Genomic DNA, 12,279 nt, shown 5'->3' with positions numbered 1-12,279 from the left:
GAACCGGTGAAGCATACTGTCAAGCATTACGCTTGATTTCAACTTCACAGCTACAAAGGGGTATATCGCCGCCGCAACGCGAGGAAATTCCAGCCAAGTTTCCTCTCTCTGAGCCGTGCATGCCGGAGATACATGTCTTTGTCGATGCTTTTCCTTGAGCATAATTATAAGCGCTCACCGTTCCTCGGTCAAGTCCATAAGCAACCGTCAGTCAAGGAATGACGTTACGGATTCGTTTCTCCGCGGACAGCTCTGCAGATGGCAGCGGCTGGCCGAATTCGTCGAAATGGCGATTGCAATGTCCGCATGAGCAGCAAAGCCGCACGCGCTGCTCGAAAATCGTTTCAAGGGTGCGCATAACCGGTAGATCGGGCTGGCGAGTATGAATGACGATTTGCTGCGGCGAGACGGTAATCAGCGTGCTGACAATCATATCCTCCATATTCATTTCCGACTCCAGCATTTCCGCGACGATTCGATCAGCAGGGACGGTATCAAGAAGCTGGAACTCCTGGTCGTAAAGAACGAAATCGCTTCCCCCTTTATGAACCACGTGTACGATCGGCAGCTTCACCTCTTGCATACGGACGAAATATTTCAGCAGTGAGATAAATTCCTGGTACTGTTTATCCATCACATATTCGTCCACTGCATATGCAACGACATCCTTCAATTCCTGCCAATAGGAGGCCAAACGGAACGTGACAAAACCATCGAGATGAATACGCGTATGGTTGGCGAGGAAGCTTTCCAGCTCATCGGCCACTTTTCCCAACCGCCGCTGTTTATCCGTAAGAAGCAGTTCGGCGGCATTACTGTCGTAGTCTTGCGCGGCAGCCCCTGCAGTTCCGTATAGAATCGTATAGCAATATTGCTCGAGCGTCTCGATCTCGTTAACTTCCTCAAAGTGAAATTGTTTGCGAATGATCGCTCTTAGCAGCATCGGCTCCAGCTCTGTCATAATAAACTGAGCGAAGGCCAGTGCCGTTCGTCGATATACCTCCGGTCCGTCCGCATGCAATTGAAACTGCGGCAAATTCGCGGCACACCGTAAAGACATGCCATCATATTCGGGTCGCGTGAAATAAACGATGGAACCTGAAGCTGGACTATGTACATCGGCAAACTCTTCACTTAAACAGCGGTGCAGCCGATCAAGCGCTTCATTAGAGGCCGAATGCAAAGAAACCGTAAAAAGTTCCATAGGCTCACTCCTAAAAGTTTTTGAACATATTCGAAGCTGGGCTAGGCGAGATTTCAAAAACTGGCTTCGGAAGCATAAACTTTAAGTTTTTGAACATAATCGAAGCTGGGCTAGGGCGAGATTTCAAAAACTGACTTCGGAAGCATAAACTTTAAGTTTTTGAACATAGTCGAAGCTGGGCTAGGCGAGATTTCAAAAACTGACTTCGGAAGCATAAACTTTAAGTTTTTGAACATAATCGAAGCTGGGCTAGGCGAGATTTCTCTATTACGACTTCATTTGCTAAAATTTTTCATTTTATTTTAATCGCATGCGGTTTAATTTTAAGGCGAGAGAACCTTGTGTTTTAGCTTGAATAGAGGGCTTTGGAGGCTCCCTAACAGTATATGGCTCAGCAAAAGCATATATACGATGAAGGCTATGGCTATGCTGGATAGGGATTGGAATGGAAGGGGATTCGTGGTATATTAAGTTCCAAAAGAAGCTTCATACTCGGAGTGAATGCAATGGATAATGAGTCGATAAATTACAACAGATATCGTTGGAATCGCATGCTTCTGAACGGCTTCTGGTCCATACTGGTCATCACGGTCGTACTCGAATGCCTCTACTTAACGATCACGGAGGTCCCAACAGGACAGTTCATTCGTGCCTATATGTTGAAGCCTTCCGCCTTTCAATTCACCACCTTGCTCATCGCGGAGACCGGACTTCGGGTGCTCAGAGGCAAATACCAAGATTACATACTGATCTTAACTTCCGCCGTACTAGCCTTCATCATCGTCTTTATTCATAATTCCATCAACTACCTGCTCCTTGCACTTTTCTTGCCTGTCATGGTGTCCATCTTTTACTTCCAGAACAAAAAATTACTGTTTGCGCTCGTCAATACGCTCTCTTCCTTATTCCTCCTTTACTGGACCAACGACTTTATTCACCAAGACATTACCCTGATCGGTTTGACAACGATTTCCGTCATGTTTTGCGTTTTCTCGCTCGTAGCCTGGGGCATTTTGAGCAGAGGACGCGAGCTCTTGAATCATTTGAAGTCCTATTTTGAATCCAATCAGCAGCTGCTTGTCAAGACGATTTGGATGGACAAGCTTGCCAAGACGGATGCATTAACCGATTTGTACAATCACATCACGTTCCATGAATATTTCGAACGGCTCATTGATCAGCATGAACAAAATGGACTGCCTCTGCAGTTGGCAATCGTCGACATCGATAATTTCAAGCATGTGAACGATACCTACGGACATCGAGCCGGAGACGCGGTCCTCAAATCCGTGGCGGATCTCATTCGTGCTAAGGTATCTGCCAATGACTTTGTAGCTCGCTACGGCGGCGAAGAATTTGCTGTTCTCTTCACGGATAAAGCAAGTGAAAGCGCGTTTGTCGCCGTCGAGCAAATCCGCGAGGAAATCGCCAAAGTCGTCCATGAGGCGTTTGGCGGCAAACCGGTAACCGTCAGTATCGGGTATGCCGAATACACCTCCGGTGAAGGCAAAGAACATTTCTTCAACCGTGTCGATACCGCGCTCTATAAAGCCAAGAGCACCGGTAAAAACCGTACCATCGTCGCACTGGACCCCCACCAGTTAGAGAACCAAAGCCAACTTGCCTAATGAAAAAAGCTTCCCGCTCCGCGAGTGATTCGCGGAATCGGGAAGCTTTATTAGTTTTACGTCATGCACGACAATTAGTTCTGCATAATAAAATCGTTCTGCGCATGCTCACTCTCTTCGTACATTTTCAAAATTTCGTATCGCGTGTTGCGCTGCGCAGGGATTTTGCCTGCCTCACGAATGAGCTGCAAAATCAGCTCGATATTGACCTTATGCGTCGTTCCTGCCGCGGATACTACGTTCTCTTCGATCATCGTGCTGCCGAAGTCGTTGCAGCCGTAGGACAGCGACTGCTTGCCGACCTCAGGACCCATCGTGACCCAAGAGGATTGGAAATTATCGATGTTGTCGAGCGTAATCCGACTGATCGCGAGCGTCTTCAGATACTCTTCCGGCGTCGCTTTCTCGCGCTTCATATTCGTGTTCTCCGGCTGGAATGTCCATGGGATGAACGCCAGGAAGCCTTTGGAGTTATACCCGTTCGCAATGCATTCATCCTGCGCATCACGGACACGAAGCAGATGAAGCGCCCGCTCCTCCATCTCTTCGCCGAAGCCGATTACCATCGTTGCCGTCGTATTCATGCCTACGCGGTGCGCCGCCTTCATGACGTCCATCCAGTCCGTCCAAGAGCCTTTCAACCGGCTGATCTTCCGTCTCGTCCGATCATCGAGGATTTCGCCGCCGCCGCCCGGCAAGGAATCAAGCCCTGCTTTATTCAGCTCGCGCATCACTTGTTCAAGCGTCAAGCCGCCTGAAATAGCGACCATCTTTTGAATTTCCGCTGGGGAGAAAGAATGCATTGTAATCCCGGGGAAATGCTGCTTGATTTTGCGCAGCAGATCCAAATAGTACGTAAAGGGCAGCTCTGGATTTACCCCGCCCTGCATCAAAATCTCGGTGCCGTTTACATCGATCGTCTCCTGAATTTTCTGCAGGATCGTTTCATCCGGAAGGACATAGCCTTCCTTCGAGCCCGGCGCACGATAAAACGCGCAGAACCGGCAGTAGACGTCGCATACATTCGTATAGTTAATATTTCGCCCAACGACGAAGGTCGTGATCGGCTCAGGATGACGCCGAAGCATCAACTGATTGGCTGCATGTCCCATTTTCTCAATTTCATCGGATTCGAACAGCGTCACGCAATCCTCTAGTCCGAGTCGTTCTCCCTGCAGTGCTTTATTTAAAATACGGTCAATTATCTGCATTGCGGAGACCTCCTTCTTATCTGTATATCCGTACCAAGTATGGTTTCAACTAATATTACCATAAACGAATATGAACGTCATATGGCGTCTGAGCCAGTAAATGCTTGCCTATACGGCGAAAAACGCGGCTAGTCCGTCAGGACTGCCGCGTATTGCTTCTAATGCGCTGAATCAACCGTTCAGCGCTTGATCCAGATCCGCGATGAGGTCTTCAATATCTTCAAGACCGAGGGAATAGCGAAGCAAGCCGTCCGTAATGCCGCGTTCATGGCGCACTTCGCGCGGCATGGCCGCATGGGACATCATAGCCGGATAAGACAAGATGCTCTCAACGGCTCCAAGGCTCACCGCCACGAGCGGCAGCTTCACGCGGCTCAGCACCGCTTTCGCGCGATCGCCGTCGCCGACGTCGAAGGAAACGACAGCTCCGTAGCCTTTGGACTGCTTCTCGTGAATGTCCCGGCGCGGATGGTCGGCAAGACCCGGGTAATAGACACGCGTAACAGCCGGATGAGCGTTCAGCCATTCCGCCAGCTTGCGCGCGCTGCGCTCGCTGTGCTCCATGCGTGCCTGCAGCGTCTTAATTCCGCGAATTAGCAGCCAGGACTCCTGTGGAGCAAGCACCGTACCGAGCCCGTTCTGAAGCTGCTTCAAGCGGCGACCCAGTTCGTCTGTCGCGACGACCGCGAGGCCTGCAAGCACGTCGCTGTGACCGCCCAGAAACTTCGTTGCGCTATGCAGCACAATATCGACGCCGAGCTCGATCGGGCGCTGGTGATAAGGCGTCATGAATGTGTTGTCGAGCAGCGTTATCAGCTGATGCGATTTGGCCCAAGCCGCGATTTCGCTAATGTCGGTAATTTTCAGCGTTGGGTTGGACGGTGTCTCCATGAATACCGCTTTCGTATTCGGCTGAAGCGCCGCTTTGACCGCCTCGAAGTCCGTCATGTCAACGAAGGTGGATTCTATGCCCAGACGGTTCAGAACCGTCGTCAGCAGCCGATACGTTCCACCGTAGACATCCTCCGTCACGATCACATGATCGCCGGTGGAGAAGAGCAGGAAAGCTGTAGAGATAGCCGCCATGCCGGAAGCAAACGCAAACCCGCGCTTGCCGCCCTCAAGCAGCCTAATGTAATCTTCCAGCGCTTGGCGCGTCGGATTGCCGGAACGGCTGTAATCATAGGTCGGCGGGTTAAAAATATCGTGATGATGGAACGTCGATGCCTGATAAATCGGCACGCTTGATGCGCCCGTATGCTCATCGATTTCAGCGCCAAAATGAATCAGCTTGGTTGCAAACTGCGTTTCAGGTTTGTTCGGCTTCTGCTCTGACATCCTGTTACACCTCCCCGACTTCGCGCTTGGCCGCGTCGAAGGCCTGGGCCAAATCAGCAATCAAATCATCTTCGTGCTCAATGCCTACGGAGAAGCGGAGCAAACGGTCGTCAACCCCGATTCGCTGGCGAATTTCAAGCGGAATATCGGCATGCGTCTGAACGGCCGGATATGTCATCAATGATTCCACGCCGCCCAGGCTCTCCGCGAATGCAATCAACTGGATATGCCGCAGAATCGGCTCAACGTAAGCAGCCTTCTTCAGACGGAAGGAGAAGATACCCGTATTGCCCGAGGATTGGCGGCTCTGAACCTCATGACCCGGATGATGGGGCAGCGCCGGGTAATAGACCTCTTCTACCGCTTCATGCTGCAGCAGCCAGTTCGCGATCGCAGTCGCATTGGATTGATGGCGTTCCATGCGAAGCGCCAGCGTCTTCATGCCGCGCATCAGCAGCCACGAATCCTGCGGACCGAGCACTGCGCCGAGGGAATTGTGCAGAAAGGCCATATGCTCGGAAAGTTCCTTGCCCTTCGTTACGATCAGTCCGGCAAGCACATCATTATGGCCGCCCAAATACTTGGTTGCGCTGTGTACGATAATGTCCGCGCCGAGCTCGATCGGGCGCTGGAAGAATGGCGTAAGCAGCGTGTTGTCGACGATCGAAAGCATGTTCTTCGACTTCGCCCAAGCGCATACGCGCTCCAGATCCGTGATCATCATAAGTGGATTTGTCGGCGTTTCAATCAAGATCGCCTTCGTCGATGGCGTACACAGTGTATTCAGCGCATCGATATCGTTCGTATCGACATAGGAGGCTGTCACACCGAAACGGCTCATAATCCGTTCCAGCAGCCGGTATGTTCCGCCATAGAGATCCAGGGAGACCAGCAGATGATCACCTTGCCCGAACAGCGAGAATATCGTTGTCAGTGCAGCCATGCCGCTGCTGCAGGCAAAGCCTGCATCGCCTGATTCCAATTCCGCAGCAGCGTCTTCAAGCACTTTGCGAGTCGGGCTTTTCGTACGTGCGTAGTCGAAGCCTGTGCTTTCGCCGAGACGCGGATGTCGGAATGCGGTCGATTGGTAGACTGGGAAACTGACGGCCCCTGTAACAGGCTCTTTAATGGATCCAATTTGCGCGAGTCGGCTTTCGATTTTCATCTGATGAAGTCTCCCTCTCCACTATATAATAGAAGTTTAAATGCCTGCGCCAAGATCGTATGGCGTTTGCTGGTATACGTAGTAGTTCAACCAGTTCGAGAACAACAGGTTCGCATGCGCTCTCCAGCTCGAAAGCGGCTGCTTCGACGGGTCATCGTTCGGGTAGTAGTTCTTTGGAATATCCATTTCCATGCCCTTCGCCTTGTCGCGGTCATATTCCGCCTTAAGCGAGCTCGCATCGTATTCGGAATGCCCCGTAACGAAAATTTGTCTGCCGTTCTTGGAAGCGGCGATGTAGACGCCGGCATCCGGAGAGAAGGACAGAATCTCCAAATCGTTAACCGCTTCAATGTCTTCGCGGCGCACTTCCGTATGACGGGACTGCGGCACAAGAAACTGCTCGTCAAATCCCCTCATGAGCGGCACATTGCGTTTCTCCACTTGATGCGGGAATACACCGAACATTTTCTCCGAGAGATCGTATTTGGGAATGCCGTAATGATGGTACAGGCCGGCCTGTGCGCCCCAACAGATATGGAAGGTCGAAGTGACCTTGCGCGCGGACCAATCCATAATATCCTTCAATTCTTCCCAATAGTTCACGTCTTCAAAATGATACGTCTCCACCGGCGCGCCGGTAATGATCATACCGTCGTAATATTCGTGTTTAATATCGTCAAACGTCTTGTAGAACGACTCCAAATGCTCTGCTGAAGTCGTCTTGGACGTATGTGTCTTCGGATGAATCAGCACAACCTCAACCTGCAGCGGCGTGTTACCGATCAAACGCAGCAGCTGCGTCTCCGTTACCTCTTTCGTAGGCATCAGGTTCAGAATAACAATACGCAGCGGGCGGATATCTTGATGATACGCTACGCTCTCGTCCATAACGAAGATATTCTCTTCCGAGAGAATGTCTTTGGCAGGCAGTTGATCAGGTACTTTAATCGGCATGTCTACTCACTCCATTCGTGTCAATTTTACTGAGGAGCGCAACGAAAACAGCCCCTCTCCATAGAGAGGGGCACAAATGTATCGTTCATGCGCCTCTCATCTCTCAGAAACAATCGTTTCCGCAAGAATTAGCACCGTGCGTTTACACGCCGGTTGCCGGGCTTCATCGGGCTAGTCCCTCCGCCTGCTCTTGATAAGAAAGCTTGCTTATTTAATTATGGAATCACCATAGCCCTACTTTAAATCATTCCGCCTTTTCCGTCAATACGTCAATTCCCAAAATGCTCAGAAATAGCGTCACCACAGGCTTTTCCACGCATATGGTAATACATGGCGGCGTCCGTTACTTTCTTCTTGTATGGAAAGTCGTTGTCGGAGTATACTAGACAAGGATTGCGTACAATCTGCCTAAATCGATCTCATAAAGGAGTGTTTACGACTATGGAAGGCGACCCGAGGCCTGCGGGCAACCGCATTGATTTCCGATATGCAGGATCGATAGATTGTCCGGCTGCGCACAGTCGACCATATTCGTATTCGCACCGCTTGTTATAGCGTTCGCAAGAGCGCGCTGCGGCACGGCGACGTATGGCTTGCTTCGCGTTCTCGAACAGTTCTTTCCTCCTCGTATCGGCATCCGGGTATGTAACAGCTAGGACGAGAGAGGAGGAACGCGGAATGAAAATCCGTCACGTGACCGAAGGTGTTTTCAAAACCATTGAAGATGTTGCAACGGCAACGATTCCGCCCGCTGAAGGGTTCTATTGGATTGATGCTGATTTAGATGATCTTACCGTATTGCAGCCTTTGTTTGCACTTCATGAGCTGGCAGTGGAAGACCTGCTAAGCGAAGAGGAGCAGCGCCCGAAGATTGAAATTCATGAAGGCCATTATTTCCTTGTTATTAACAGCATTCGTTTTGACGATGAAGAAATTTTTCTGCGTGCCTTGAACATTTTTCTGGGACGCCATTATATTATTACCGTTACGAAGCAAAAAATTAACGAACTCCGCACATTGAAGCCGATTCTGCTCGAAGAGCATGTCAGCCGGCCCGACCGCTTCCTGTACCATCTGGTCGATATCGTCGTCGACAACTACTTCCTCGTCGGCGACCGAATCGAAGCAAGGATTGAGAGCTTGGAAGAAGATATTCTGGTGCATACGAAGAAGTCGCATCTAAACGAGATTATAGGTCTTCGAAGCGAAATTCTATGGCTCAAGAAGGTACTCGGCCCGCAAAAGGAGCTTATTGCGACACTTAACAAGAAGGATCTGAAGCTCATCGACGATCAGCTTCAGAAGTACTTCAGCGATGTCTATGAGAATGCCGTCAAAATTGCCGAGACGTTCGAGACGTACCGAGATCTAATGGGCAACTTGCGAGAGGCATATCAGTCCAGCCTTGCGAACCGTGCCAATGAAATCATGCGCGTGTTCACCGCTCTTACGACGATATTCATGCCTCTGACCTTCATAACCGGTATTTACGGAATGAACTTCGACTTCATTCCCGGCCTGCATATGCACGGCGGCTCGTACGTGCTGTTAACGTTCATGCTGCTGCTTGGTTTCGGCATGTTCTTTATTTTCCGCAAGAAAGAATGGCTGTGAACGGCAAAAAGCGCTTCGAGGATCCCGATGATCCTCAAAGCGCTTTTTTACTGCAGCGGTACCGTCTGGATTAGAGTTTGCCGATCGGCAGCTTGAACGTCTTCTTCGACAGCGGATACAGCCATTTGACGCCGCTTGGCGTCAGGGTGTCCGCAACGAGATGCGACACGTAGCCCCATACCGCCACTGATGCGACGCCGTCTACATGCACCTGCTGTTCAAGGCCCCATCCGATCGAGCCCCAGGCCGCCGTTGCCCAAACCGTATGCGTCAAGCCGCGATGGTTCAGCCAAGGGACCCATGCGACATAAACGCCAAGTCCCATGAGCCAGCCCATGCCGCCCGCAATCCCGCCGTACAGCAGCGCGGAGCCGATGGCGCTGACGAGCGCATTGCGAATGACGCCGCTCCTGGACACGAATCCAAGCAGCGACATCGCTACCGCGCCAATGCTCCATTCCGTGTAAAGCATGCCTTTCATCACATAGATGTAACCCAAAATGCCGGTTAGAATAAGTCCGCCCCATAGCAGCAGCTCTCGAATCATTCGCGCTATGCCGCTCAGCTTGCCGCTTAACATGTTAGTGCCGTCCAAATCGGCACTAAGTGCCGAGCAAGCTGCAACCGCGATATAAATCGCCGCATGCTGCGCTGAGAACGGATGGCTGATCGCAGCCGTTACGCCAATCGCAACGCCGATCGCCAAATGCGTCGTGCCTTTCATTTCTCCTTGCCTCCCTGAATGCGACTGACCCAGATGTCCGATACTTCCGATACGTTCGTTCCCTTACGTCAACACTTCTTCCGCAAGCGCCTCCCTGCGTCCCTTCTCCACGTCCACATAGACGAGCAGCGCGATTCCGATGATGAAGAACGCCAGCAGCGCCAGGATGCCGAACCGGCTCGATCCCGTAATCGTACCCACGACCGCAAAGACGAACGGCCCTGCCACGGAGGCGAATTTACTCGACAAGCTCAGAAATCCGAAAAATTCCGCCGTCCGCGAAGGGGGGACAAGCGTTGCGTACAGCGATCTTGCCGTCGCCTGGCTTCCGCCCTGCACAAGCCCGACCATGGCGGCCAGAATGTAGAAATGCAGCGCGTTCGTCATGAAATAGCCGAGGATGACGATCACGACATAAAGCAGAAGCGAACTGTACATCGATTTCTTCATTCCGATCCGTGCCGCAAACTTAATGAACAGCAGCGTGCTGGGATAACCTACGAACTGCGTAATGAGGAGTGCGGCGATGAGATCCGATGTCTCGATCCCGATTCCGCTGCCATAAATGGTCGCCATCACAATAACCGTGTTGATTCCATCATTGAAGAACCAGAAGGCAGCCATATATTTAAGCAGCTCGGGGTATTGCTTCAAGCCCCGAATGGTTCCGTTCACACGCCGCAACCCGTTCTTCATTATGGCGCTGAAGCCTTCTGCCGTACCCCGAGCTGATTCCTTCACATTGCGCATAATTGGAATCGAGAAGAGAATCCACCAGAGACCGACCGTCGCGAAGACGGTCTGGGAAGCCGCTGTTTTGCTTGGAAATCCGACTTTATCAAACCCATTAATCATAACAAGATTCACCAGCAGCAGCAAACCGCCGCCCAAGTAGCCCATGGCATAGCCTTTGTTACTGACTGCATTCATCGTCTCCGGCGTAGACACGCTGGGCAGCAGTGCATCATAGAACGTATTGGAAGCGGCGAAGCCAATCGTGCCGATGACGACCAGCACGGAAGCAAGGAGCCAATCATTCGTCCCGACAAAAGCCATGCCAAGCGAAGCGACTGCCCCAATGAACATAAATACCGTCAGAAACCGGACCTTTGCGCCTGAATAATCGGCAATCGCTCCCAAGATTGGACAGAGCACGGCAACGAGCAGCATAGCGATCGTCTGCGTATATCCCCAATAGCTCTCTGCCGTGTTGCCTGCTAAATCCGCTCCGGCTACCGTTTTGTAGTAGATCGGCATGACCGCAGCCATAATTGTCGTCGCAAACGCGGAATTGGCCCAATCGTACATGATCCAGCTTCGCACTGCTTTCGGGTTCATGCTATTCGCTCCTTTGTCGCGCTTTAGTCGATCCGCGCCCAACATTCTTCGACAGAAGCACCTTGAATCCTTCTAAATTTGTTGTAAAGGCGCTTTCCCGCGCTTGGTGCATTTTGCTGTTCAGCCGGTTTTCCTTTATAATCATAAATAGGTGTGATAAAAATCTTTAATCGACAAAGGAGGGATTCCGTGAACATTAACCAGCTTGAAACCCTATTAACGATCTCGCGGACAATGAGCTTTCGCAAGGCCGGTGAACTGCTCAACCTGACGCAGCCGGCCGTTTCCGCGCAAATCAAAAGCCTTGAGGATGAATTTAAGACGGTTCTAATCGATCGGAATCAGCCGGTCACGCTAACGGATCGCGGACAGGTCTTTCTGGATCATGCCGAGCGGATTCTTGGGATCGTGGAAGAATTGAAGCAAAAGCTGTCGGATCTCAGCCAGACACCGCAGGGGCATATCGTGCTTGGCACGACCTCGTCCATTGCCATTCAAATTTTGCCGCGCGTCCTGTCCTATTTTAATAACCAATTCCCGCTTATCAAAACGACGATCCATTCCATGCCATCCTCAGGCGTTATGGCAAGTGTCGAGAACGGAAGCGTAGATATCGGCATTACGTACTTATCCGAACGGAATCCAAACGTGGAAACCTCGATCCTGTACTACGACACGTATGAACTGGTCGTAGCGCCTGAACATCCGATGAGCCATCTCAAGCATACGACGGTAGAATCGCTCAAGGATATTCCTATGATTATGCTGTCGCCGGATACGTTAGGACGGAGGTTTCTCGACCAGATCTTCCGGAAATACAACTTACAGCCGAATATCGTCATGGAGCTGTCCAGCAGCGAAGAGGTCAAACGAATGGTGGAAATCAATTTAGGTGCCGCTGTCGTCTCCAAGCTGTCCATTGCCAACGAAGTCCGTCTCGGCACGCTCAAACGGATCAAGGTCAATGAACTGGATATGAGCCACCCTGTCGGACTCGTGTATAAGTCGGGCAGGTATATCAACTCCGCCATGCAGCAGTTTCTGAGCGACTTGAAGGGTATGCCCGAAGATCAATTCATTAGCAGCGAATAGGAGGAATTACT

At 51.2% G+C, this 12,279-nt stretch carries 10 protein-coding genes and 1 riboswitch; of the genes, 3 read left to right on the top strand and 7 right to left on the bottom strand.

Going from position 1 to position 12,279, the window contains the following annotated elements:
- Nucleotides 1-211: 211 nt before the first annotated feature.
- The gene (ytxC, locus tag KXU80_RS25795) at nucleotides 212-1,204 is read right to left on the bottom strand and encodes a putative sporulation protein YtxC (RefSeq protein ID WP_219835939.1); all 993 of its coding nucleotides are present in this window, start codon (nucleotides 1,202-1,204) and stop codon (nucleotides 212-214) included.
- Nucleotides 1,205-1,710: 506 nt separating this feature from the next.
- Here ytxC and KXU80_RS25790 point away from each other — a divergent pair.
- Nucleotides 1,711-2,832 (top strand): GGDEF domain-containing protein, encoded by a 1,122-nt coding sequence (locus KXU80_RS25790; protein WP_219835938.1) that lies wholly within the window; start codon nucleotides 1,711-1,713, stop codon nucleotides 2,830-2,832.
- Nucleotides 2,833-2,906: 74 nt separating this feature from the next.
- Here the strand turns inward: KXU80_RS25790 and mqnC are convergent, their stop codons facing one another.
- The 4 genes from mqnC to metA form a co-directional block, all read right to left on the bottom strand.
- Nucleotides 2,907-4,043 (bottom strand): cyclic dehypoxanthinyl futalosine synthase, encoded by a 1,137-nt coding sequence (mqnC, locus tag KXU80_RS25785; RefSeq protein ID WP_219835937.1) that lies wholly within the window; start codon nucleotides 4,041-4,043, stop codon nucleotides 2,907-2,909.
- Nucleotides 4,044-4,214: 171 nt separating this feature from the next.
- The gene (locus KXU80_RS25780; protein WP_219835936.1) at nucleotides 4,215-5,381 is read right to left on the bottom strand and encodes an aminotransferase class I/II-fold pyridoxal phosphate-dependent enzyme; all 1,167 of its coding nucleotides are present in this window, start codon (nucleotides 5,379-5,381) and stop codon (nucleotides 4,215-4,217) included.
- Nucleotides 5,382-5,385: 4 nt separating this feature from the next.
- Nucleotides 5,386-6,546, bottom strand: coding sequence for a PLP-dependent transferase (locus KXU80_RS25775; protein WP_219835935.1), 1,161 nt, complete (start codon nucleotides 6,544-6,546; stop codon nucleotides 5,386-5,388).
- A 36-nt stretch (nucleotides 6,547-6,582) separates the two neighbouring features.
- A complete protein-coding gene (metA, locus tag KXU80_RS25770; RefSeq protein ID WP_219835934.1) occupies nucleotides 6,583-7,500 on the bottom strand; it encodes a homoserine O-acetyltransferase MetA in 918 nt (305 codons plus the stop codon).
- Nucleotides 7,501-7,593: 93 nt separating this feature from the next.
- Nucleotides 7,594-7,700, bottom strand: a riboswitch (SAM riboswitch).
- Nucleotides 7,701-8,178: 478 nt separating this feature from the next.
- Here metA and corA point away from each other — a divergent pair.
- Nucleotides 8,179-9,114, top strand: a complete 936-nt coding sequence (corA, locus tag KXU80_RS25765; RefSeq protein WP_219835933.1) for a magnesium/cobalt transporter CorA — start codon at nucleotides 8,179-8,181, stop codon at nucleotides 9,112-9,114.
- Between the two features lie 70 nt (nucleotides 9,115-9,184).
- Here corA and KXU80_RS25760 read toward each other — a convergent pair whose 3' ends face one another.
- Together KXU80_RS25760 and KXU80_RS25755 are read right to left on the bottom strand one after the other, a co-directional pair.
- Nucleotides 9,185-9,838, bottom strand: coding sequence for a metal-dependent hydrolase (locus KXU80_RS25760; RefSeq protein ID WP_219835932.1), 654 nt, complete (start codon nucleotides 9,836-9,838; stop codon nucleotides 9,185-9,187).
- Between the two features lie 63 nt (nucleotides 9,839-9,901).
- Complete coding sequence (locus KXU80_RS25755; RefSeq protein ID WP_219835931.1) at nucleotides 9,902-11,176, bottom strand: MFS transporter; 1,275 nt, start codon at nucleotides 11,174-11,176, stop codon at nucleotides 9,902-9,904.
- Nucleotides 11,177-11,365: 189 nt separating this feature from the next.
- Between KXU80_RS25755 and KXU80_RS25750 the strand changes: the two genes are divergently transcribed.
- A complete protein-coding gene (locus KXU80_RS25750) occupies nucleotides 11,366-12,268 on the top strand; it encodes a LysR family transcriptional regulator (RefSeq protein ID WP_219835930.1) in 903 nt (300 codons plus the stop codon).
- The last annotated feature ends 11 nt before the right edge of the window (nucleotides 12,269-12,279 follow it).

Source organism: Paenibacillus sp. R14(2021) (assembly GCF_019431355.1).
GTDB lineage: Bacteria > Bacillota > Bacilli > Paenibacillales > Paenibacillaceae > Paenibacillus_Z.
Note: the sequence above shows the minus strand (reverse complement) of the source record. Positions and strands in the feature narration are given on the sequence as shown.